The sequence below is a fragment of the Luteolibacter sp. Populi genome (genome assembly GCF_040801775.1).
Lineage (GTDB): Bacteria > Verrucomicrobiota > Verrucomicrobiia > Verrucomicrobiales > Akkermansiaceae > Haloferula.
This window is the reverse complement of sequence record NZ_CP161812.1, coordinates 1,285,959-1,309,306: the sequence shown is the minus strand read 5'-3', so window position 1 is coordinate 1,309,306 and position 23,348 is coordinate 1,285,959. Positions and strand designations below refer to the sequence as shown.

Below are 23,348 nucleotides of genomic sequence, written 5' to 3'. Positions count from 1 at the left end.
TCGAAGGACGCACAAAAGCAGTAAGGGACCATTCTGCCGGGCGGTGCCGCGGCGCTCCCAGTATCCCTTCCGCGGCTTCGCCGCCGTGGAGTGCGCGCAGCCCGCTGCCGCTGTCCCGATGCAGCCTGCTGCGAGGGGCGCTGCAAAGGTGAAGCACGAGGTGTGGCGAGCCGCGGACGGAGCGTCGATACCGAACTCTCCCGTGCTTCACGGCAGCAGGCTGCCTGCCTACAGCGGCAGCGGGCTGCCGCATTCCACGGTCGCTACGCGACTTCCGTTCCGGACACCCTCCGGCGAGCCCTTACAGGTATCTCCGCCATCTGCTATCTCACTTCGGTATCTTCAAAATAGCCAGTCCACACGCCGGGCAGTAGTGCCCTTCCGCCCGCGGTGTGCTGACCACGATCCTGAAAGCCTTCCCGACGAAGAGCGGCTTCCGGACCTGCCAAAAAAGGAAACGGCGCGGCGCGTCGTCATTCTTCCAGAAGAGCTGCCCGGTGGCATTGCCCTCCTGCATCTCTCCACCGCAGTCCGGGCACCTTTTCGCCTCGGGCGATGGGTTGCTAGCGGGTACTTCGTAGGGATTGTCAGGGCTCATGAGCGAACGGTCTCGTCTGTATGACGACTCCAGCTCGTCGCCACAAGGTCCGGCAGGCCTTGCATAAATGTCATTCACGCTGGCGTTTCGGCTATTCCGTGCGACCTGCCGATCAGCCTATCAAGGAGTAGGCATGAAACTCTCCAAACCCGCCTTTCTCCTTCTACCGGTCTTCTGCACCGGCCTCGTCCAGGCCGGCCCCGGCATCGCCAATCCCTTCGGCGGCAAGCGCGCGCTGGTCATCGGCATCGACGGACTGCGTGCCGATGCCCTCAAGCAACAGGTCGAGACCGGCAATGCTCCCGCCATCGCCGGCCTGGTCGTGAACGGTACCGTGACCTGGAATGCCTACGCCGGAGGCAAGCTCGGCGGACCCACCCAGCAGCCGACCATCAGCGGCCCGGGCTGGAGCAGCATCCTCACCGGCACCTGGACGGACCGCCACCACGTCGTGGACAATTCCACGCCGGCTTACAATCAGCCGGGAACCACCGGTTCGTATCTCGTCGATCAAGCGCCCCACTTCGCCCGGCGCTTGGAAGAAGCCGCGCCCGGCACCTATGCCGGCTCGATCGTGAGTTGGAACTGGATCGAGGACTACATGGTCGCCGCCCAGCCTTCCTATCTGGATTTCCACGGCAAGGGTAGCGGCGCGAATTACGCGGCGCGCGATCTCGATGTGAAGACCAAGGCGGTGGCCCACCTCGGCTCGGCGGATCCCGATGTGCTCTTCCTGCACTTCGACCAAGTTGATGGCGCGGGCCATGCCTCCGGCTTCTCCACCACCGTGCCGAGCTACATGAGTGCGATCTCCGCGGTGGATGCACATGTCGGCGATGTCCTCGCCGCGATTGCCGCGCGGCCTTCGCGGGCCTCCGAGGAATGGGTGGTCGTCCTCACCACCGACCATGGCGGCACCACCGGCGGCAGCCATGGCGGGCAGTCGGAAGGCGAGCGCACGATTCCCTTCATCATCTCCGGCAATGGCATTCCCGCGGGCCTCAGCACCGCCAGCCCGGGCCACGCCGCGGTGCCCGCCACCGTGATCCGCTACCTCGGCGTGGGCATTCCCGCTTCATGGAATCTTGCGGAGGACGGCTTCGTCACCGGCCCCACCTTCGCCTCAACCGTCAATGGCACGGCAGTCGATTTGAATTGGACCCTGCCCGCGGCCGGACTGCCCGGACTCAGCGGCTTCGACCTGCTGCGCGATGGCATCAGCATCGCCACGCTGCCTGCCGCGCAGACGAGCTTCAGCGATCCCGCCCCGCTTCCAGGCACCAACAACTACGAGCTCGCCCTGAGCGGCACTGCGGAAGCATCCCTCAAAACCGCCCTCACCCTGCCGAATCCCGGCGAGCGCATCTGGGACGATGTCAATGCCAACAACGCCTGGAACACCACCGATCCGAACTGGACCGGCGGCGCGACCTTCGGCAATGGCAACGACGCCATCTTCGCCGGTGCCACGGGCGAGACCGTCACCGTGGATGCCGCGGGAGTGCTGCCCGCTCTAACAGCCGTCAATAGCGGCTCCTACACCTTCAGCGGCGGCAGCATCGGCGGCAGCCTAACCAAGAGCGGCGCGGGCAGTCTCACGCTTTCCGCCGCGAACGCCTTCACCGCCACCACCGTCAATGGCGGGCCGAATACCCAAGCCGCGGGTGCCCTCCACCTCGGCAACTACGGCGCGCTCGGCAATGGTCCGCTCACCTTCGCCCACGCCGTCAGCACCACCGGCATCTACTTCCTGCCCGCCGCCGGATCGGGCACCTTGCCGAACAATATCGTGCTACCCGCAGCGGGAATCACCACCCGCTTCCTCGCCGATGAAGCGAACCTCACCGCCACGCTGGGCGGCGTGGTCAGCGGTGGCAGCGCCAGCCACGAAATCCTGATCGACAACGATTCCGCCACCAACGACGTCGGCAAGATCCGCCTGACCAACGCGTCTAACAGCTTCACCGCCTCCCGCCTGCGCATCAACCGCGGCGGACTCGTCATCACCTCCGATGCCGCGCTCGGCAATCCCGCCAACGACCTCTTCCTGGACGTCACCTCGAACCTCGCCAACTCCGGCCTGGTCCTCGAAGGCAGCGTGGCCCTCGGTAGCGGCCGCTCGATCACCCTCGCCAGCCAAACGGTCATCGATACCCAAGCCACCGCCGATACCTTCGCCGGGCCGCTCGTTCTAACAACCCAGGCGGTCAAGCGCGGCAGCGCCGCCCTGCGTCTCGATGCGGCAGGCAGCGGCAGCGGCGGAATCGGCCTCACCGAAGGCAGCCTCACGCTCGGCAATGCCGGCGGCCTCGGCACCGGCACGATCACCGTCGCCACCACCGCCAGCGCGGGTTTCCTCAGCACGGTGCCGCTGACCGGCAGTGCCACCGTCGGCAATCCGATCGTCTTGCCCGCGGACACCCCCGCAACCAACCGCACCGTCCTCATGAATGGCGGCAGCGGCCAGCAGCTCACGCTCGGCGGCATCATCTCCGGCGGCGGCAGCAATACGACTCTCTACCTGAATACCTCCCTCAGCGGGGACACCGCCGCGACCTTCGTCCTCAATGGCGCGAACACCTTCACCGGCAAAACCCAGCTCAACCGCGGCAGCCTCTCGATCCATTCGAATGCCTCGCTCGGTGCTTCTACCAACCCGCTGGTGATCGATGCCAATCCCGGCTCGAAGCTCATCTTCGCCGCAGGCATGAGCCTGAGCCATCCTGTCACGCTCTCCACCGCCACCGTCTTCAACCATGTCGATCCGGTGACGCTCTCCGGCGCGCTCTCCGGCAGCGCCGCACTCACCAAGACCGGCAATGGCATGCTGACCCTGGCCACCACGAACCCTCACACCGGTGCACTTGCGGTGAATGCGGGCACGGTCCTGGTCGATGGCTCGCTCGCCGCTTCCGCGAACGCCGTGACCGTCGCCAACACCGCCACCCTCGGCGGCACCGGCACGATCTCGCGCCCGGTGAATGTTTCCGGCACGATCGCCCCGGGGAATGCCGGGATCGGCAAGCTCAGCATCCCCGCCGCCCTGACCCTGGGGCAGGGGAGCAGCTATGCCTTCGACCTCGGCTCAGGGAGTGGCACCGCGGGCAGCGGCTACGATACGCTCGACGTCTCGACCCTCGCGCTCACCGCCACTGCCGCCGCGAAGTTCACTGTGAATGTCGATGCCTCCGCGATGAGCGGCTTCGACAACTCGCCGAAGTCCGTCGTGCTCGCCAGCACCACCGCACCTGTCACCGGCCTCGATGCCACCAATTGGGCGGTCGTCGTCACCGGTGCCAGCTTCCCCGGCACCTGGAGCGTGCAAGCCTCCGGCAACAACCTGCTGCTGGTCTATGCCACGCAGTCCCCCGGCTTCGAGACTTGGGCCGCAGCCAAAAGCCTCCCGCTCGCCGATGCCGGTTTCGATCAGGACGCCGACCACGACGGCATCGCCAACGGCCTCGAATTCGTCCTCGGCTCCGAACCACTGAACTCCTCGTCGCAAGCACTTCCCATGGCCAATGGCAGCGGCAGCAATCTCATCTTCACCTACACCCTCGCGGAGCAGGCAGCCTACCTCCTGCCCGTGGCCGAATACACCGGCGATCTGGAAGCGGTTGACTGGACCACCGCCCGCCACGGCGAGGACGGCGTCACCATCGCCTCGGTTCCCGTCGGCGAGGATGCCGAGACCGTCACCGTCACGATCCCCAGGGGCGACAAGCCCCTTCTCTTCGCCCGCCTCCGCGCCACGCTGCCGGAGTGACTTCGACGGCTACCTCCCCGCCATCAGCTCCGCCGTGATCCCCTTCAGATACTCCGTCTCCGGGATCGACAGCAGCACCGGGTGATCCGCGCGCTGGCCGTGGGTCGCCACCAGCCGCAGGGATTTCTTCGCATCCACCGCCGCGTCCACCAGGTTCTCCTGGAAGATCTCGCGGCTGGCGTGGTAGGAGCAGCAGAAGGTGGAAAGGATGCCGCCCTTGTCCAGCAGCTTGAGCGAGCGCAGGTGGATCTCCTTGTAGCCGCGCATCGCGTCCACGAGCGTCTTCTTGTTCCGCGTGAAGCTCGGTGGATCGAGGATGATCAGGTCATACTCGGGCGCCGCGTGCTTGAGGAAGTCGAAGACGTTGTGCGCGATCACTTCGATCTCCAGGCCGTTGAGCTCCGCATTTCGCCGCGCGGCCGCGCAGGCGCTCTCCGAAATGTCCACCGCCGTCACCTTCGCCGCCCCGGCCTTGGCGCAGGCGAGCGCGAAGCCGCCCTGGTTGGTGAAGCAATCCAGCACCCGCTTGCCCTTCGCGAAGGCGGCGACCTCGGCGTGCGATTGCAATTGGTCGAGGTAGAGCCCCGTCTTCTGTCCATCGAAGAGGTCGATCTCGAATTTCAGGCCGTTCGCCTCGACCGTGAAGGATCCCGGATTGGTCCCGTGGAGCATCGTGATCGATTGCTCGATGCCCTCGGCCTTCAGCACCGGCGAGTCGTTGCGCAGGATGATCGACTCCGGCGCGATGAGTTCCTTCAGCGCCGTGGCGATCAATTCCACACGCAGATGCATCGCCAGGGTCAGGGTCTGGACCACCAGGTGCGGGCCGTAGCGGTCCACGATCAGGCCCGGCATGCCGTCGGATTCGCTCCACACCAGCCGGGCCAGGGTGTCGTCGATCCCGCGCGCCTTGCGGAACTCGATCGCCTGGCCGATCCGGCGCAGGAAAAACTCGGCATCGAGGTCCTGCCGCCGCCGGGAAAAGCGCCGGGCCACGATCTGGGAAGCCGGATTGTAAATCGCGCTGCCCATCGGACGGTCTTGGAAGTCCTTGAGCGTGATCACGTCCCCGGGCTGCGGGTCGCCGAAGGATTTCTTCACCTCGGTGGCGTAGACCCACTCGTGGCCATGGAAAATGCGGGCGCGGGGAGCAATGACGAGACCGGGCATGGCCGGGAAGCTTGGGCCGGAGCGAGCGCCGGGCAAGAAAAAGGCGCGATTCCGAATCACCCGCCGCAGGACCAGAGAAGCGAATAGCGGGCATTTCCTCTTGCTACCTAGGCGGCAGGGGCCTTAAAACCCCGCCCCGACCAAAACCATGGGCCAGCAAACCAAAGCAATCGTCAAACGCCGCCGCCGCAAAGTCTACCTGAAGCGGAAGAAGGAGCAAACCAAGGCCGGTGGGGTGGTGAAGAAGTCCTCCGTGGCGAAGAAGTCCGAAGGCGCAGCCGCGAAAAAGGCTGCGAAGAAGGCTCCTGCCAAGAAGGCCGCGAAGAAGGCTCCTGCCAAGAAGGCCGCCAAGTCCGAGGACGCCGAGGCTCCGGAAGTCGTGGAAGCGGTGGAAACCGCCGAAGCTACCCCCGACGCGCCAGCCGCGGAGGGCACCGAGGCCGCTGCTTCCGAGGAATAAAGCGCACGCCGCTAACAATTTTTCTGCAGGGCCGGTTGCGATTCGCGACCGGCCCTCTTTGTTTCCCGCCGGATGGAGCAACTTCTCATTGTCGACGGCCACAGCGCGATCTTCGGGATCGAGGCGCTGCGCGAACTGCATCACGGCCCGAAGCGCCACATCGCCCGCCACGAACTGATCAAGGCCCTGCGTGCCATCGGCGACCGCGGCGAGTGGAAGGTCGTCGTCGTCTTCGATGGCCGCCAAACCGAGCGCAACTACGAGGGCGGGGCGGAGGACGGGATTCTGGTGATCTACTCGAAGGCCCGCGAGACCGCGGACGCGGTGATCGAGCGCCTCGCCGCCCGCTTCTCCGAGAAGGGCGACCGCGTGATGGTCGCCACGAACGACGGCATGATCCTCCTCACCGCCACCACCTTCGGCGCCGAGGGCATGCGGATCGAGGCTCTTGAGGAGTGGCTATAGCCCATTCCTGTAAGGATTTGCCTTCCGCGGCGCAGCTGCCGTGGACTGCGTGCAGCCTGCTGCCGCTGTCCCGATGCAGCCTGCTGCGAGGGGCGCTGCAAAGGCGAAGTACCGGGTGTGGCGAGCCGCGGACGGAGCGCGGGATACGGAACTCTCCGGTGCTTCACGGCAGCAGGCTGCCGCATTCCACGGCCGCTGCGCGGCTTCCGTTCCGGAGACTTGCCGGTGAACTCTTCCCGGCACTGGGCTTTAGTCCGACTGCTAACCGGGAAGGGGAGATCGACCGCGGATCACGCCGATATCACGGATAAGAGGCATTCCATCCGCGGAATCCGTGTGATCCGCGGTTAAATTCTTCCTTGGAGTTTCAGCTCCTATCCGCGCAGCATCCCGCCCGGATGGCATTCACGCCCGACAAAGCCTTCGAACTGGTAAAAGCCGCCCACGAGCGGGGCCGGCTGGCGCACGCCTTCCTGATCAGCGGCCCGCGCGGCTGCGGCAAGGAACGGCTGGCCGCCCGGCTCGCGCAGATGCTGGGCGATGAAGCCAGCGGTGGAGGTGGCGGCGGATTCGACCTCTTCGGAGAGCCGATCGTCCAAGAGATCCCACCCCTCGACGAACTGGCCGGCGAGTGGGTCCGGATCGTCCGCCCGCAATCGAAGTCGCGGCGGATCGTGGTCGATTCGATCCGCGAGTTGGAAAAGAGCCTCTACGTCTCCTCCGGCCCGAAGCGCTGGAAGATCGGGGTCATCGCCGATGCCGACCGGATGGCCGCCGCCGCCGAGAACGCTTTCCTGAAAACCCTCGAAGAGCCGCCGCCGCGCACCTTGCTGATGCTGCTCACCACGAATCCCGGCGCGCTTCTCCCCACCGTCCTGTCCCGTTGCGTGCGCATGCCGCTGACCGGCACGCCGGACCTCACGGAAGGTGCCGGTGCCGATCTCGTCTACGCGCTCGACCAGGCAGCAGGCTTCGGCTTCGGCTCGGCGACCGTGGCGCTGACCTTGAAATCGGTGTTCGCCAGCATCCTCGAACAGCGCAAGGCCGAAGCCGTGGAAGCCGCCGAGGCCCAGCTGGCGGAGGAAGAGAAGGCGCTGAACAAGGGCTTCGAGGGCGATTACCTGAAGCGCCGCGAGGAATCGCTGAAGGCCGCCGCGGAGTCGGAGTATCTGGAGGAGCGCTCGCGCTTGTTCGAAGTCCTGCAGTCCTGGATGGCCGACGTCCTGCGCTGCAAGACCGGCGCGACCGGCCTCGATTTCCCGGAATCGGCCAGCCGGACCACCGCCATCGCCGCGGCGGAGGATCTGCCGCGCCTCGTGCGGCGGATGGAGGCGTTGGGGGAATTGCGCTCGACTCTGGACACGAATGCCCAGGAACAGCTCGCCCTCGAGGTCGGATTCTTGAAGGCGTTCGCGTAGGGTGGGGAGTCTAGAACTCCTTCCCGCGCCCATCGCCCGCCCGCGCCGACAGCCCGAATCCCGCCGCGACTTCCACCGCGGCGCTTTCCAGAAGGCGTCCGAGGCCCGAGATCACCTCCAAAATGCCACGCGACCACTCGGCATTCTTCCACGCGGGCTCGGAAAGCTCCAACAAGTGGTCCATCGCCTCGTCGCTGAGGAAGGGTTCGAGCCCGTAGCCCACGGTCAGGCCGGATTTCCCCTGCACCGGATCGAGCGCCAGCAGGATCGCATGATTGTCCTCGCCGCGGTGACTTTCGGTCGAAAAGCCGCCGCAATTGAAGACCCAGAAAACGTGCAGGGCGAAGGGGTGCTCCCGTGGGAACTCGTGCAGCAGCACGTGGAGCTGGATCTGCGGGAATTCCCAGGTGAGCTTGCTGCCCGCCTTCACGATCTTCTGGATCTCCTTCTTCGAAAGGACCCCGGTGCTGTCACAGACGCCCGGGGCGAGACGGGGGATCGCCCCGAGGATCGCCGTGGCGCGGTCGAGGGTCAGGTGGCAGTGCAGGCACTCGACCGCCGTCTCGGCGAGCGGGGTCCTACAGTACGGGCAGCGCATGCCAGAGAGCTAAGCGGGCGCATCCGCAGGGAGGAAGGGCAAAGCTTGGCTTGGCAAAATGCGCAGCGGCGGCACAGGCTTTCCCCCATGCAACGCTTTGCAGGAAAGACGGCCGTGGTGACCGGCGCGGGACGGGGAATCGGCGGGGCCATCGCGATGGCCCTCGCCGCGGAAGGAGCCAAGGTCGCGGTGGTCAGTCGCAGCGAATCGAGCTGCGGCAAGTCCGCGGAGGAGATCAATGCCGCCTACCCCGGCAGCGCCAAGGCCTACGCCATCGACATCGCGGACCACGCGGCGGTGCAGGAACTCGGGAAGACCATCGTCGCCGATTTCGGGACCGTGAACATTCTGGTCAACAACGCCGGCGTGACCCGCGATGGCCTGCTGATGCGCATGAAAGACGAGGACTGGGACACCGTCCTGGACACGAATTTGAAGGGCGCCTTCAACACCGTGAAGGCCTTCATGCGAGTGCTGATGAAAGCCGAGGACCCGCGGATCATCAACATCGCCTCCGTGATCGGCCTGATCGGCAATGCCGGCCAAGCGAACTACGCCGCCTCGAAGGCCGGCCTGATCGGCTTCACCAAGTCCGTCGCCAAGGAACTCTCCGGTCGCCAGGTCACCTGCAATGCGGTCGCCCCCGGCTTCATCACAACCGACATGACCGGCGAACTGCCCGAAAAAGTGCGCGAGGAAGTGCTGAAAAACATCCCGCTCTCCAGCTTCGGCGACGTCTCGGACATCGCCGCAGCCGTGCTTTTCCTGGCCAGCAAGGAAGCCCGCTACATCACCGGCCAAGTTCTGGCTGTCGATGGTGGCATGACCATGTAACTTGCCGACCATGGAGCTTCTCGTCATCCGTCATGCCAAAGCCGAGGACAACGCCCCCGGCGGGGACTTCGAGCGCGCCCTGGTGGCGAAAGGCCTCGATCAATCGGGGCGGCTCGGCCGTTTTCTCAAGCGCCTGGAGCGCCGCCCGGATGTCGTGCTGACCAGTCCGCTGGTCCGCGCGCGACAGACCGCGGAGACCCTCTGCGAAGCCGCCGGCATGCCCGGCCCGGTGGTGCAGGGCTGGCTGGCCTGCGGCATGGACCCGGAAACCGCGATCCGCGAATTGGTCGCCTTCAGTGATTTCGAACGCGTCGCCATCGTCGGCCACGAGCCGGATTTGTCCTCGCTGATCGAGTGGCTGCTCGGCTGCAGCGGCAGCTCGGTGGAAGTGAAGAAGGCGAGCATCACCGGCCTACAGGTTTACCCGCCGGCTTGGCACGCCCGGCTGCTCTTCCACATCCCGCCGGGAATGATCGGGGAGTAGCGTGTTCATGACGGCAGCCTGTCCGGCCTTGTCGAGATCTTCTCGGTGCGTCATAAGGACGGCTCTTCCACTGGGAGCGCGGAGCCTCTGGCCCGCAGAAGAAGTCCTTGCTGCCCGGCAGTTCACGCGGTGCGTGTGGATAGCGCCGTAGCCTTGCTGCATGCCGCCCCTCGCACTTCTCCGCCTGGACCATCCTGCGGGCCGGTGGCTCCGCGCTCCCAGCGGTAGAGCCGTCCTTGACGCCCTCTCATCCGCACCATCCGGGGCGCGATCAAGCATTACACCCGGAACCCATCACTGCACCGGCTCCTTCACCCACGCCAGATTGAAGCGGTAGTGCAGCGCGCTCGATAGCAGGTGGATCGTGCCCTCCGCGGATTGGGTCGAGGCCAAGTAACCCGCATGCTCGGCATTGTCCGCACTCGCGGTGAACTTCCGCGTCCACGCGCCGCCATCGAAATCGCCCTTGCCCGGAGTCACCAATTTTCTAACAGGCCAGGTCACTCCCTCGTCCTCCGAGATCGCCACGAAGAGACCATAACCCGTGAACGTACCACCATCCGCATGCGGGAACTCCATGCCGCGCGAGCGGGCTTGCCTGCGATCGGTATTCGTAAACGAAGCCACCATCAGCGGACCCTCCTTCAAGCGCATCAGCACCAGCCGTTGGCCACTCGCGATCGGCGAGAAAGGGCTGGCGGAGTAAGTCCAAGTTTTCCCTCCATCCGCCGAAATACTCATCGGCATCTTGCCATCGATGCTATCGCCGCGACCGAGCGCGAGCAGGCGGCCGTCCTTCAATTCCACCACGCCGCCGTGGATGCCGGCGATGGTGCCGTTCCCGATTTCGCCGGGCTTGAAGGTCGGAGCCGCTTGGCCCGCACCGGGATCGCTCCAGGTCTCTCCGCCATCGCGGCTCAGGTGCAGGGCGGTGCCGCCTTCCCCGCCGGGGACGGCATCGCAGGGCTGGATCAGCGTGCCCTCGCGGGTCATGCGCGTGCCGGAGATCACCTGGTTGCGGCCTTGGTAGGCGGAGTCGATCGCCCGCGGCGCGGTCCAAGTCGCACCATTGTCCTTGCTGGTCCGCAGCAACAGCGCGAGGCGGTCCCAGCCCTTGGAATCGGCAGGGGCCATTCCATTGAAGTGGTAGAGCGTGCCGCGGCCATCGTGGAAAATCGCGGAGCCATGCATGTTCCGCCCGGTCGCTTTGAAGAACTCGCTCGACGGTTCCCATTCGCTGGCCCGGGCACGCAAGCGGCTCGCCAGCACCGTGAGTTCCGGGCCCTTCTCATCGCGGGTGCTGTACCAGATCGCCAGCAGATCGCCATTCGCCAGTGCCGTGACCGAAGGCTGGTGATTGTGAGGATAGAAGGGCTCACCCTCCTCCATCGGCGGGCGCACGAAAGCAATCGGGCCTTCGAAATAAGGCACGCGCCGGTCCTTCTTCCACTCCGGCGCGCCATCTTGGGAAACATCGCGGGCCCAGCGCGGCGGACCGGCGTCCGGCAGGGGAACGAGGGCGCTCACCTTGCCATCCGCATCCACGACGCTGAATTTCCGATAGCTGCTGCTTTGCCCCATCGCGGCCAGACTCATGGCAAGCAGCAGGGTCGATACGCGGGAAGCCGGTCTCATGGATTCACAAGACTTATCGTTTCCCAACCTACACGGTCACGGAATTTTCCAAGTGATCGAGGGTCAGCTGCAGCGAGGTCCGGATGTGGCCGCGCATCGCTTCCGACGCCGCCGGCCCATCGCGTCTCTCCAGGGCCTCGACGACCATCCCGTGCTGCTGGCAAGCCAACGCCAGCCGGCTCCGCTCGTGGATGCCGCGGTCGGCGAAGAAGATCCGCGTCTGCACCTGGCTTTCTTCCACCACTCGGGCCAGCGCGGAATTCCGCGCGGCGAGCAGGATCGTGCGGTGGAAGGCGAGGTCGGCATCCAGGAAGACATCGAGGTCCGCCGTCTCCAGCCATTCGCGGCCAGACTCTTTGAATTCATCGAAGACCCGGCTCATCGTCGTGTGCTGCTGCCGCAGGAGTTCCAAGTGCCGCGACGATGCCCGTTCCGCCGCCTTCATCGCGGCGAAGGTCTCGATCGCCTCGCGGACTTCGAAGAGTTCCGCCGCGGTACTCTGGTTGAGGGAACGGACCACGGCCCCGAGACGAGGCACGAGGTCGACGAAGCCCTCGGTGGCAAGTTGCGTCACGGCCTCGCGGATCGGCGTGGTCGAGACGCCGAGTTCCAAGGCGAGTTGCTTGTAGTCGAGACGAGTCCCCGGCGGCAGCGTGCCGTCCAGCAAGCGGGAACGGAGCGTCGCATGGACCTGGCGTGGGAGAGGCTGTTTCACAGCCGCGCACACTAGAATTCCGGCCCGCCGGGACAAGGAGCAATCCAAGGTAGTCCGCTCAAGTTAAGCGGACTACCTTGAGTAGATTACTATTACTTAACGGTCGTCTCGTCCAAGATCCCGGCGTCGATGAACTGGCCGCCCTTGGTCTGCTTGACCTCGATCGCCAGGACATTCTTGCCGGTCTTCAGAACCTTCGCGTCGATTTCCAGCAACGCGTAGCCCGTGGTGTGGCCGCTCAGCTTGGCGATCTCGGTGCCGTTCAGGATCACGGTCGCATCTTCATCGTGGAAGATCCGCAACACCGGACTGCCCTTCGGCTCCGCGGCGACATCGAACTCGCGGCGCAGCCAGATCGACGGGGTGGTCCACTCGGTGGCCACCTTGGCATTCGCCGTGCCGCGGCTGCCGAAGCCGGCCTTGCCTTCCTTCCACGCCTTGTCGTCGAAGTCCGGCGCTTCCCACCCGGCCCCGGGAGACTCGGTGGTGTATTTCCAGCTCTGCGCCTGCTGCTCGGAAGTCGCCGCGATCGGCGCGTAAGTGCCCGCATCGGGAGTCGCGAGCAGGTGGTCATGCAGCGGCTTGAGCCAAGCGGCCGGGATCTTCTCCTCGCGGTCGTAGGTCAGCAGGCCGTTGATCTCGCCTTCCACGTCGGTGGTCTGCGTGTAAACGCCGGCCGCGATGCCTTGGCGACGCAGGCCGGAAAGGACCTTGATCGACTTGGTGTAGCGCTGCTTCCACTCGTCGAGCGATTGCGGCAATCCGCCGTAACCCCAGTTCTCCTTGGTGGCATCCCAGAGGTGTCCCTTCACCGGCCAGCCGTGGCCGCCGAATTCGCCCACGACCTTGACGTAATCGTCGAAGCGCTTGTCACCGATCGGGAAGGCCGGGTCGGGGTAGGCGTGCTCGTCGGCGATGTCGCCCACCGGCCAGAAGTTGCCGCCGGATGCGATGTTGATCGGGCGGGTCTTGTCGTAGGCCACCGCCATCTTACCGACTTCCATCGAGCGGTGCTGGCCCCAGGCCTCGTTGAAGGGCGACCAGACCACGATGCAAGGCTGGTCCTTCAGGTGATCGACCATGCGCTGGTATTCCGTGACGAATTGCTTGTGCGCCTCGTCGGTCCACTCGCCTTCCTTCGGATTCTCGGCCATCCGCGTCCACGGCGGGTTCGAGTCCTTCGGCTCGCTCTTCGGCCCGTAGCCTTGGCTCACCTGGTCCTGCCACATCATCATGCCGACCTTGTCGCAGTGATAGTAATAGCGGCGCGGCTCGACCTTGATGTGCTTGCGGATCATGTTGAAGCCCGCGGCCTTCAGGTAATCGATGTCGGAGATCATCGCCTCCTCGGACGGCGGGGTCAGCAGGCCGTCCGGCCACCAGCCCTGGTCAAGCGGGCCCCAGTGGAAGATCGGCTTGCCATTCAGCGTGAAGCGCCAGTTGCCGTTCTTGTCCTTGGCTTTCCCCAACTCGCGTAGGGCGGTGTAGGAAACGGCGCTGTCATGCACCTTGCCGCCGCCATCTAACACCTCGACCTTCACGTCGTAGAGATTCGGTGCCTCCGGCGACCACAGCTGTGGGTCGCTTACCTTGATCGCGATGTTGCCGTTGCCCACGATCTCAGCGAGAGGCCTGCCCTTGAAGGCCACCGTCACCTTCAGCATTTCACCCGGAATCGCAGGACCCGAGAGCTTCGCACGGACCGTGATCGTGCCGCTCTTGATATCGCTCGCGAAGTCGAGGTCCTCGATGGCGCGGGCATTCACCTCCTCCATCCACACCGTCTGCCAGATACCCGAGACGCGGGTATACCAGATGCCTTCGGGCTTGAGCTTCTGCTTGCCGAGCAGTTGGAAGCCGCCGGTCGCGTCGAGCACCTTCACGCGCAGGACATTCTCGCCATCCTTCAGCGCCGCCGTGGCATCGAAAGAGAAGGGCGTATGCGCGCCGGTGTGCTTGCCCAGCTCCGTGCCGTTCAGCCAGACGCTGCACTCGTAGTCGACCGCCTCGAAGTGGATCAGCGTGCGCTTGCCCTCGTTCTTCTTCGCGGTGAAGCCGCGCTCATACCACAGCGCCTGATTCGGCTCCAGCGTCTTGCCCACGCCGGACAGCGCCGCTTCCGGAGCGTAGGGGACCAGGATCTCGCCGGCCCATGCACCGGGCTCGGCGGCTTCCTTCGCGGTGATTGCGTAGTTCCAGAGTCCGTTGAGCCGCGTCCAGTTCTCACGCTGCAAAAGGGGCCGCGGATACTCGTCCCAAGCATTGGCGGGAGTGACCTCTTTGGCCCACTTCGTCATGATCCTGCCTTCCACCGGTTTCCATTCGGCGTGAGCCGCGGGCAGGGCGAGGAGCAGGGCTAACAAGGGTGTCGTCTTCATAAAAAGGGTAGGGCTCAAGGCTTCGCGGTGAGCTTCTTGTAGAGGTCCGTTTCCTCCTTGTCATAGGGCTTGCCATCCTTGTGGAAGACCTCGTGGAACCACACCTTCGGTTCCTCGGTGTAGGTCTGCTTCCAGGAGTCCCAAGGGTACTGGGTCTGGGTCTTGCCCGCGACCAGTCCCCATTGGTAAGCATCCACGCCCTTCTCCTTCAGGTAGGGCAGGATATCCTGCAGGCGGCTGCCGGCCGGGCGGGCCAGATACTCGGTGCAAATGACCGGGCGGCCGTACTCGAAGAGCGGCTCGGTGGCCGCCTTGGTCTTGGCCAAGTCTCCATAGACGTGATAAGTCACCACGTCGGAGTGGTCGAGCTGATAGGCATTCAGCGCATCGCGCTTGTCCTTGGTGGACCAGTCGTTGGTCCACACGCCGATCGTCAGCGGTTGCGAGGGCCGGATATCCCAGGCCCACTTGAAGGACTTCTGCACCAGATCGAGCGAATACTTCGGCTTGTCCTCCAGCTCCACGCTGCCGTAGGCGCTCTTGTTAGGATTGCCCGGCTCGTTGTAGAGGTCCCAGACAATCACCCGCTTGTCGTCCTTGAAGCGGGTCAGCACGCCCTTCACGTAGGGTTCCAGCGCGGCCCGCTTGGCATCGTCCGACAGGACCTCCTTGCCCGGGCTCTGGACCCAGCCGGAGTTGTGGACATGCGGCTTCGGGGCGCGCTGGGTGCCGAGCTTCGGGCTCGGATCCCACACGTCGTCGAAGAGCACGAACATGATCCCGATCTTGTGCTTGTCGGCGATCGTGAGGAACTGGTCCATCCGCTTGAGCAGACCTTCCGAATCCTGTTCCCACAGCAGATCGTGGAGGAAGACCCGCGCGGTGTTCATGCCGATTCCGGCGGCCCAGCCGAGTTCGCGGTCGATGGTGGCGGGATCGAAGGTCTCCGCCTGCCACATCTCGAGCTGGTTGATCGCCGTGCTCGGGCTGAAGTTCGAGCCCGCCCGCCATGGCTGGGTCTTGGCCCATGCCTTGGCTTGTTCGGGGGTCCATTGCTCACCGGCAAAGACTTGCGGGGCGAGCAGGGCAAGGAAGGGGAGGAACCGGAGTGTCCGGGAAATGGATTTCATTTGGCAAACGGGTTTGGAATGCAGTCGCTTGGAGCAAGAAGCTTAGTGCGCGGAGCGGGAGTCCGTCAAACTTGGCCTCCACAACTGACACAGGCAGAGAGGTCGGTATCCGACATCATTTAGAAGCCTTGCTAGTGATGAAATATGCCGACTCGCTTCGCGTATCTTTGATTCTCAAGATGCTCCGTCTCCTGCTGATTTCCTTTCTCGGTGCCTCCGCTGCCGCCGAATCCATCTCTTCCGGCGGCTTCACGCGCGAATTCGTCTTCGATGGCAAGGTCTGGCGGACCAGCGCCTTCACCGGCAAGGACGGCGTGACCCTGCCGGTCGCGAGCGACGAATTCCACATCCGCACCTTGGATGACCGCGAGTGGACCGTCGGCGACTTCCAGTCCCTCGGCGAACCCGAGCGCAAGGATGGAGCCCTTATCTTCCGCTACGGCTGGCCCGGCGGTGCTCCGCCGGAGGGCGCACCCGCGACGGTCACGGTGAGCTTCCAAGAATCGGGCGGCGACGCGTGGATCCGCAAGCAGGTGATTCTGGAATTTCCCGCGGCGGCGACGGTGGACCGCCTGGAGGTCGAGCGCTTCACGACGCCGGAGAAGGCAGCGCGCGGGGGGAGGGGAGAGCCCGTGTTCGTTGGCGGGCGCTGGTTCTTCGGGCTGGAGTATCCGGCCGGCCACTCGCGCCACAGCGATGGCAATCAACCGGCACCCGACGCCCATCGCTATGAGAAGGTGGGCAACTACTCGCTGGTCGGTCTCGATGACCACGATCGCGAGACCAAGCCGCGGGCCGGGCTGCTGCGGGTATTTCATTTCCCGGGATTCACCAAGGAGGAAGGCGGGCGGCATCTCATCCGTAGCAAGACGGCGGTGGCGGGGCTCTTCGCGGCGGGTGAATCCACGGAGGCCGGATTCGGGCGCTATCTAACAAGCGTCGCCAAGCCCGACCGCTCCTTCACCCACTACAACAACTGGTTCGACCCCGCCGGGAAGTCGCTCAAGGGCGATACCTTGGTGAAGATCCACCGCGACTTCCGCAAGGCCCTCGAACCCTATGACATCGCCATCGACGCGATGGTGCCGGACGACGGCTGGCAGAATCGCGCCTCGGTCTGGGAGCCCGCCGCGAATCACTTCCCGGGCGGCTTTCAGGATCTCGCGGCCCTCGGCGAAGCCCTGCGCAAGGAGGGCACCAGCCTGGGTCTCTGGCTGGCCCTCGATGGCACCAATACCAACATCGGCTGGGGCGAAGGCCAGGGCTTCAAGCGGGCGCAGGCGAACAAGTATTTCAGCCAGTATTTCCCCCATTACTCGCTGAGCGCCGATGGCTACCGGCAGCAGCTCGAGGCCCAGCTCCGCAAGCTCGCCGGGGAGGCGAAGGTCTCTTACTTCAAGCACGACTTCAACCACCTCTCCGACACCGGCGAGGGCTGCAATCATCCGCCCACCGACCGCCACGGGCACGAGGCGAATGTCGATGCCATGATCGCCCTGCTGACGGCCACGCGCGAGGCGAACCCGGCGGTCTATCAGAACCTGACCAACTGGGTCTGGTTCTCGCCCTGGTGGTTGATGCACGGCGACGCGCTGTGGATGCTGGCGGGCGATGACGGCTTCAACGGCAACTGGCCTGAGCTCTCCACCCGCGCGATGGCCACCACCGACCGCGACGCCTACCTCTGGCGGATGTGGGGCGATCCCGCCGATCGTCCGCTGGTCCCGATCTCCCGCCTCATGACCCACGGCATCATCCGCAATCCGCGCGGGCAGATGGAGAGCAAGGAGGACACGATCCGCGACTGGGCCGACCACGCGATGATGTACTATGGACGTGGTATCCAAATGAAGGAGTGGTACCTCACCCCCGCTGCGATGAGCCCGGAGCAGTGGAAATCCCTTGCCACGATCCACCGCTGGAGCCTGCGGAATTTCAAGGCGCTCGCCGCCAACCGCTGGGTCGGCGGTCGTCCCGACGAAGGCCATGCCTACGGCTACGCCGGCTGGGACGGCGAACGCGGCGTGCTGGTCGCGCGGAATCCCGGTCCCGCGCCGCAGGTGCTGCGCGTGCCCTTCGATGAATCCGCGGGGTTTGGCGGTGCTGTGGACCGGTCATTCATCGGCAGGGTGGTCTATCCCTACCATGCCACCTGGCCGCGCGGCTTCGTTTCCGGAGAGACGATGGAGATTGAGATTCCCGGCTACGAGACCCTGGCTTTCGAGTTCGAGGCGGGGGAGCTGAGATCGCGTCCCGAAACGCTCCCGGGCCCTGTGGCGAATCTCAAGACCACGGCGTCGCGGGCGCTCGCGACCATCGGGGTGCCAGCCGGTCTAACAGGCCGCGGGGAGTTGCTGGTGATCGGCTATCCGGAGCTGCCCGCGGTCACCATCGATGGCAAGGCGGCGCTGCCCCTGCGGACTTCGAAATCGGCGCTCAATCACTTCGCTTCCTACGCCCGCGAAGGCATGCCCAGCGACAAGGTCCGGCCATGGCAAATGGCCTCCTACGAAGTGAAGGACTCGGCGGGTAAACGGGTCACCTTGCAACTGGACGGCGGCGAAACCGAACTCCGCGCGGAAGCCTGGCTGCTGGCAGAGACCAAGGCCGTGGACGAGCCTTTTAACTCCAAGGATTTGCCGTGGCCGATTGCAGCGAACAGCCGCCGCCACACGACCGTGGTGATCCCGGAATGTTCCTTGGTCGGGAATCCGGTGACGGCCCGTGAATTGAGCGGCGCGGAACTCCGCGGCATCCGCAAGGCGTGGCTGAAAGTGGACCACTTCGGCGTGAGCGAGGGCTACGGTGCCAAGACCCTCTTCCTCAATGGTGCCAAGCTGGCGGACCTGCCGTCCGGGCCGGATGAGTGGAAAGCGGCGCGCTTCGAGCTGCCCGCGGACCTGCTGGCCAAGCTCAAGCCGGTGAATTCCGTGGAACTCCGCTGCGATCGGAACGACGACAAGTTCAAGGTCCGCGGTTTCTCGTTACAAGTTGAACTGGCCGACGGGAGCCGGGTGCGCTCGTCCATCGCTGCCAGCGTTCAGACCAGCCACCGGGATTGGGCTTTCTTCGAGGGAGAAGCGTTTCCGGCCGCAGGGGCAGCACCCCTCACGCTCGAGTTCCGGAAGGGGGATTGAAAGGTGGTCTGAAAAGGTGGTCCGCACAGTCCTCTGTGCGGTGAACGGTCCCCGGCAGCCCGCCTCACCCTGGGGCCCTCGGGTGGATGCCGCCGTCAGAACTGCTTCGACCGCACAGAGGACTGTGAGGACCACCTTTTTCCGGACCACCTCCCCGAAACAAGTTTCCTGAAACCCTTCTCATCACCCCATCGGATAAGGGGTGATGAGCGGCACATGGCTGGGAATTGTATTGGCAGGCGCGGTGGCACACGCGGCCGGACCGGGAGGTCTGGACCCTGCATTCTCCCCCGAATTGCGGGCTCCCGCCATTCCCACATGGGCCGCGGTCGGGCCGGATGGCCGCTCCTGGGTCGCCGGCGGCTTCGACCGGGCGGACGGCGCCAGCACCGGCGACCTGCGGGTCATCGGTGAAAATGGCGGCATATCCGCCGAACCCGCGCCGGGTTACCTCGCGCCCAGCGACGTCTGGGGTGGCCGCACGCCGTTCCCGCTTGCGGACGGCTCCTTTCTTTTGCCCGCGGAGTCAAGTGGTTGGTTGCGCATGAATTCCGACGGCACCCCGGCGGGGCCGGCATTTCCCGGCCTCGCCGCGGGGGAGTCGGTGATCCCGCAATTCGAGCGGGACGGGAAGCTTTGGGTCATCCGCGTGCCCGTGAGCGGGCCGCGGAAATTGGAACGGCGCGAAAGCGCGGACGGGACCATCGATCCCGGATTTTCACAAGGAACGGATTGGCCGGACGACGTGCTTGAAACGGTGCCTCATGCGTTGGGAGGCGCATGGGTGCTGACAGGAGATCATAGCACGTCGTCCGGCTTCCCGCCCTTTTTGGGAGCCGAACCGGGCGACCAACACGTTTTCTTGGTACATGGGTCAGGGGCGGTAGCCGGTGAGATGAGGGTCCTATCCGGCTATCGCTCCGCTTCCCTGGCCGCCGCGGCGGATGGCAGCGGCGGCGTGCGCGTGGTGCTCGGTGCAGACCGCTCGCGCTGGTTCTACCGGCCGGCCCCCGAGTCCTTGATCCACACCATCGAGTGGTGCTCGCCGGAGGGCGTGGTGCTGCGCAGCCAGAATTTCAGCTCGCCACTCTACCAGGCCTTCGTCTGGGCGGAGAGCGCGGACGGCTCGCTGGTCGCCACCGGGCGGGGCGGCGATCTGATCCGCTTCGATGCCGCGGGCGTGGAGGATGAAAGCTTCCAGAGTCCCGGCAAGGTCCAGCACGTCGCGGCGCTGCCGGATGGCAAGTGGCTGGTCGATGGCGTCCGCCGCCTGAATGCCGACGGCTCGCCCGATACTTCCTGGACGGTCCCGGATCTCGACCGCCCCGCGAAGCTGAAGCTGCTTCAAGAACTCCCCGACGGCCGCGTCCTGGCGGCAGGGGACTTCGATGAGGTGGACGGCAGCCCGCGCCAAGGTCTCGCGGTTTTTGAAACGGACGGCAGCCTCGATCCATCCTTCATCGCGGACGAGCGGATCGCCCCGGTAATCTCGGCTGCCATCACGGCAGACTCCATCTATCTGGCCACCAGCGAGACGGTGACGGTCCGCGAGGATCTCCGCGCCAATCTCGTGAAAATCCGCTTCGACGGCAGCTTGGACGAATCCTTCAGCCCGGCATGGAGCGTCGGGACCGATGTCGGCGTCAGCGGTGGCGTCACCTCGATCGACGGAGCCTTGCAACTTGATGCCCTGAAGAATGGCGACGTAATGGTCACCAGCTACGGCGGCTACGAAGTGCGCTCCTCGAAGGTCTCGCGCGTCACTCCGGAAGGCTCCACCCGGGCGGGCTTCGCCGGCGACCGGACCGATTCATTCCCGGAAGAAGTCGTCCCCGTGGCCAAGGGCGGCTTCGCCCGCGGCGGCCTGTTCTACAAGGATGACGGAAGCGTCAGCCGCGATCTCCAGCGGGAAGGCTTCAAGCTCGATCCGCTCACCGAGTGGCAGGGCGGGATGCTTTTCCTGGAGCGCCCGGTCAATTCGCCCGGCAGCCGCTTGCGGCTCTGGAAGGGCAAGAAGTGGGTCGCCTCCTTCATTTCGCAAAAGCCGGACGCCCTGCCGATCGTTGAAGCGGGCGAGAAGAAGCGGCTCTACATCGCCACGTCCTTCAGCGGCGCGGACCAATCGCTGCGGCGGCTGGCCCCGAACGGCAAGCTCGACCCGCAATTCCGCTCCGCCATCTTCGGCAAGCGAGCCCGCCGCGAGCCCGGGACCTGGTGGACCGCCGGCGAAAGCGCCAAAATCCCTTTCGATCCCGCCGCCAACGAAGAGCCTGCCTTCGTGACCGCGCTGCTCTGGAATTCCAAAGGCGGACGGCTCTGGGTAGCGGGCGATTTCAACGTGGTGGACGGTCAGGCCCGCGACGGCTTGGCGTGGATCGCCGGGGGCAAAAAACTCCCGCCACTGCGGCCCCGCCGCTAGGGTCTTTCGCAAAATCGCCTGAAACCACGCCTTCCCCCCGGCAATCACCCATGAGAGAAAGCGACACGCCGATGGCTGAAGCCTCCAAAGCAAACCACAGGGACGGACAGGCCGATGCCTGGGACGGCTCGTGGCTGCTCGGCCGGATCGCCCGCCACGATAGCGATGCGCTGGCGGAGCTCTACCGGATGTGGGGCGACCGCCTCTACAGCATGGCACTGCATTGGGTGGGCGATGAGGGCGCGGCCAAGGAAGCGCTCCAGGATTGCTTCCTGCGGGTCTGGAGGCGGGCCGGGGACTTCGAGGCGGAGAAGAGCCGCGGCTTCACCTGGTGCGCCATGATCCTGCGCGGCCTCTGCCTCGACCATCTGCGCAAGAAGCGCCGCCGGGCTCCGGTCTGGCAGGATTGGGAACGCATGCCCGCACTGGAAGTGCCGTCCCGCAGCGGGGTGGAAGATTTGTTTTTCCGCGATACCGTTTCGCGGGTGCATTCGGCTTTGGCGAAGCTCGACGATACGGAGGCAGCCAGTGTTCGCGCAGCCCTCTTCGATCCCGGGACCTTGCAGGACCACGCCTCGCGCTGGGGCGTGCCGCTGGGCACGGCAAAAATCCGCGTGCACCGGGCGATGCAGAAGCTGCGCGAACTTTTGAAGAAAGGAGGCGTCGATGAACCGACCTGATCGTGATCGTGAGGATGCCATCGCGCGCGCGCTGGACATCCTGCCCCCGGGTGATCCGGCGGCCAGCGATCCGCGCCTCGTCCGGGATGCCGCCCTGGCCGCGGAAGCCCAGTCAACCCGCGAGGCCGCGGCAGATGTCTGGCTGGCGGTGTCTCCGCTGCGGGCCGCCCCGCCGGAGGTGCTGCACTCCATCATGGACAAGCTCGGCACGCCGGCGGCTGCAGAGCGCGTGCGAAAGCCGAAGCTGGCACCGCTGCTGGCCGCCAGCGGTTGGGCGGCAGCCGCTGCCGTCGCGATCTTGCTGTGGCCGCGGCATGAGGGGGAACGCGCTGTTCCGATCGCGGGCATTCCGGGGCCGCCTCCGACGAAATTCACTTCGCGCGAGAATCCTGCGGGCGCTGCTTCCGGCGCTCCCGAAATCGCCGCGCGGGACGAGAAGCTGCGCCGCGAATACTCGAAGCTGCAACAGACCGTCGACCTGCTCCGCCGCGGCGACCTGCTGACCGCACCGCGGGTGATGAGCCTGGTCGCGCCCGGTGCTTCCAAGCGCAGCCAGGAAGAGACCCGCCAGCGCGTGATGAATGTCCTCACCACCGCACTGCGCAGCTCGCTGGAAGTGGAGAGCGGCGCGCCCGGCGACCCCGCCTCGATCGTCATCGAGCGCGGCTGGCTGCCCGAGGGCATCGATCTCACCTCGGAAGGGGCCGTGCTGCGGCACCGGAATTTCCCGGAGGATTCCTGGCAGGAACTCGGCCTGCTGCGGTCCGACGAGGGCTCTTACTACGATCCCACGCGCCACCTGCTCTGGACCGCCGATGGCCCGGGCGGCAGCTTCCTCGGCCGCAGGGCCGACGAAGAGACGACCGATCTCAGCGGCTTCAAGCCAGCGGCGCAGCTTGCTGCCGTGGACAACAACAAGGTGACCCGGCAGCCGCGCACCGAGCCCGAGGGCTTCGTGATCGAAGATCCCACGACCAAGAAGGCCGAGGTCGTGATCGATCAGGTCCCGCCACCGGCGAAAGGCCACGAGCACAAGATCGTGTGGACCGACGACTCCGGCGCCACCGGGACCATTCCCGTGCAATCGGCGGCATCAGCCTCGATCTCCACGGGGAACGGAAACAGCGCGGTCTATTTCTCCAACGGCGGCTGGGGGACCCTGGCGAATCCCTACGGGTTCAATGGGATTGGCAATGGGCAGCTCTATTTGAACAGCGATGCCTTTAACCCGGGTTTCGTGAATACCACCGTGATGGCGAGCTTCTTGACCACCTCGAACGTCACCTCCTTCCAACTGATCGAAATCCCGATTGTCGTGCCGGGGCAGGCGACCACGGCCTCGCCCAGGCCGCGGGTCATCGTGCAGGGCGGGAATTGAGATTGCGCTTCACGTATCGATCCCGCTCTTGGAAGGCTTACGAATCGTGGGCGATCCTCGCGAAATCCTGCCCGGACTTTCCG

Annotated in this window: 17 protein-coding genes; 10 read left to right on the top strand and 7 right to left on the bottom strand. The window is 65.4% G+C overall.

Going from position 1 to position 23,348, the window contains the following annotated elements:
• Positions 1–328 precede the first annotated feature (328 nt).
• Complete coding sequence (locus tag ABWK72_RS05095; RefSeq protein ID WP_367873706.1) at positions 329–598, bottom strand: PF20097 family protein; 270 nt, start codon at positions 596–598, stop codon at positions 329–331.
• Between the two features lie 133 nt (positions 599–731).
• Here ABWK72_RS05095 and ABWK72_RS05090 point away from each other — a divergent pair, with 133 nt between their 5' ends.
• Positions 732–4,364 carry an alkaline phosphatase family protein gene (locus ABWK72_RS05090; protein WP_367873705.1) on the top strand — a complete coding sequence of 1,211 codons (3,633 nt, stop codon included), beginning with the start codon at positions 732–734 and terminating at the stop codon, positions 4,362–4,364.
• Positions 4,365–4,373: 9 nt separating this feature from the next.
• On the opposite strand, the gene ABWK72_RS05085 is transcribed toward ABWK72_RS05090, so the two are convergent.
• Positions 4,374–5,534 carry a class I SAM-dependent rRNA methyltransferase gene (locus ABWK72_RS05085; protein WP_367873704.1) on the bottom strand — a complete coding sequence of 387 codons (1,161 nt, stop codon included), beginning with the start codon at positions 5,532–5,534 and terminating at the stop codon, positions 4,374–4,376.
• A 148-nt stretch (positions 5,535–5,682) separates the two neighbouring features.
• Between ABWK72_RS05085 and ABWK72_RS05080 the strand changes: the two genes are divergently transcribed.
• From ABWK72_RS05080 to ABWK72_RS05070, 3 genes are all read left to right on the top strand, one after another.
• A complete protein-coding gene (locus ABWK72_RS05080; RefSeq protein WP_367873703.1) occupies positions 5,683–5,994 on the top strand; it encodes a hypothetical protein in 312 nt (103 codons plus the stop codon).
• Positions 5,995–6,066: 72 nt separating this feature from the next.
• Positions 6,067–6,459: an NYN domain-containing protein gene (locus ABWK72_RS05075; RefSeq protein WP_367873702.1), complete on the top strand. Its 393-nt coding sequence runs from the start codon at positions 6,067–6,069 to the stop codon at positions 6,457–6,459.
• Positions 6,460–6,857: 398 nt separating this feature from the next.
• Positions 6,858–7,877: a hypothetical protein gene (locus ABWK72_RS05070; protein WP_367873701.1), complete on the top strand. Its 1,020-nt coding sequence runs from the start codon at positions 6,858–6,860 to the stop codon at positions 7,875–7,877.
• Positions 7,878–7,887: 10 nt separating this feature from the next.
• Here ABWK72_RS05070 and ABWK72_RS05065 read toward each other — a convergent pair whose 3' ends face one another.
• On the bottom strand, positions 7,888–8,475 hold the full coding sequence (locus tag ABWK72_RS05065; protein ID WP_367873700.1) for a TPM domain-containing protein: 588 nt from the start codon (positions 8,473–8,475) through the stop codon (positions 7,888–7,890).
• A gap of 87 nt (positions 8,476–8,562) precedes the next feature.
• Between ABWK72_RS05065 and fabG the strand changes: the two genes are divergently transcribed.
• On the top strand, positions 8,563–9,309 hold the full coding sequence (fabG, locus tag ABWK72_RS05060) for a 3-oxoacyl-[acyl-carrier-protein] reductase (RefSeq protein WP_367873699.1): 747 nt from the start codon (positions 8,563–8,565) through the stop codon (positions 9,307–9,309).
• Between the two features lie 10 nt (positions 9,310–9,319).
• Positions 9,320–9,793, top strand: coding sequence for a histidine phosphatase family protein (locus tag ABWK72_RS05055; RefSeq protein ID WP_367873698.1), 474 nt, complete (start codon positions 9,320–9,322; stop codon positions 9,791–9,793).
• A 294-nt stretch (positions 9,794–10,087) separates the two neighbouring features.
• Here the strand turns inward: ABWK72_RS05055 and ABWK72_RS05050 are convergent, their stop codons facing one another.
• The 4 genes from ABWK72_RS05050 to ABWK72_RS05035 all read right to left on the bottom strand — a co-directional run bounded on the left by ABWK72_RS05050 (position 10,088) and on the right by ABWK72_RS05035 (position 15,651).
• Positions 10,088–11,428 (bottom strand): sialidase family protein, encoded by a 1,341-nt coding sequence (locus ABWK72_RS05050; RefSeq protein ID WP_367873697.1) that lies wholly within the window; start codon positions 11,426–11,428, stop codon positions 10,088–10,090.
• 28 nt (positions 11,429–11,456) lie between these two features.
• A complete protein-coding gene (locus ABWK72_RS05045) occupies positions 11,457–12,143 on the bottom strand; it encodes a GntR family transcriptional regulator (protein ID WP_367873696.1) in 687 nt (228 codons plus the stop codon).
• Positions 12,144–12,235: 92 nt separating this feature from the next.
• Entirely contained in the window at positions 12,236–14,521 is a 2,286-nt protein-coding gene (locus tag ABWK72_RS05040; RefSeq protein WP_367873695.1) for a sugar-binding domain-containing protein, read from the bottom strand.
• 14 nt (positions 14,522–14,535) lie between these two features.
• A complete protein-coding gene (locus ABWK72_RS05035) occupies positions 14,536–15,651 on the bottom strand; it encodes a cellulase family glycosylhydrolase (protein WP_367873694.1) in 1,116 nt (371 codons plus the stop codon).
• Between the two features lie 179 nt (positions 15,652–15,830).
• Here ABWK72_RS05035 and ABWK72_RS05030 point away from each other — a divergent pair, with 179 nt between their 5' ends.
• The 4 genes from ABWK72_RS05030 (at position 15,831) to ABWK72_RS05015 (ending at position 23,265) form a co-directional block, all read left to right on the top strand.
• Entirely contained in the window at positions 15,831–18,788 is a 2,958-nt protein-coding gene (locus ABWK72_RS05030; RefSeq protein WP_367873693.1) for a hypothetical protein, read from the top strand.
• Between the two features lie 205 nt (positions 18,789–18,993).
• Positions 18,994–21,207, top strand: coding sequence for a delta-60 repeat domain-containing protein (locus ABWK72_RS05025; protein WP_367875318.1), 2,214 nt, complete (start codon positions 18,994–18,996; stop codon positions 21,205–21,207).
• A 50-nt stretch (positions 21,208–21,257) separates the two neighbouring features.
• Positions 21,258–21,887 carry an RNA polymerase sigma factor gene (locus tag ABWK72_RS05020; RefSeq protein ID WP_367873692.1) on the top strand — a complete coding sequence of 210 codons (630 nt, stop codon included), beginning with the start codon at positions 21,258–21,260 and terminating at the stop codon, positions 21,885–21,887.
• Positions 21,874–23,265, top strand: a complete 1,392-nt coding sequence (locus tag ABWK72_RS05015; RefSeq protein WP_367873691.1) for a hypothetical protein — start codon at positions 21,874–21,876, stop codon at positions 23,263–23,265. Before ABWK72_RS05020 ends, ABWK72_RS05015 begins: the two co-directional genes overlap by 14 nt.
• Positions 23,266–23,348 lie beyond the last annotated feature (83 nt).